Genomic DNA, 293 nt, shown 5'->3' with positions numbered 1-293 from the left:
TCAAGCCGATTAGAGCAAAATTATCCCGATATATTTGAAGCGATGGTTACATATTGGAAAGAGTTGCAAATTAGCGTTTTCCCATTCGCTCTATTAATGGATAAAGAAGAGATTTGGTCAGCTGTTTTAGAGAGAATTGGAAGAAAGCGTTTCGGATTGGCTATTGATGAAGAAGAGCTTATGGCAGCATATAATATCGAATTGGAAGAGTTTCATATTGCCTATCAATGGTTATTACGTGTTGAAAGAGAAGGATATTTGCCCGTATAATTATGAAAAAGAATCGTTCAGTT

The 293-nt window shown here is 35.5% G+C and carries 1 pseudogene; it reads left to right on the top strand.

What is annotated here, in order from left to right:
• A pseudogene (locus MR160_RS34270) lies at window positions 1-270 on the top strand (hypothetical protein); the annotation flags it as partial.
• Window positions 271-293 lie beyond the last annotated feature (23 nt).

It is taken from the genome of Bacillus cereus group sp. BfR-BA-01382, assembly GCF_022663475.1.
In the GTDB taxonomy this organism is placed as follows: Bacteria; Bacillota; Bacilli; order Bacillales; family Bacillaceae_G; genus Bacillus_A; species Bacillus_A thuringiensis_S.
The sequence above is the reverse complement of the archived record's forward strand: the minus strand, read 5'-3'. Positions and strand labels throughout refer to the sequence as shown.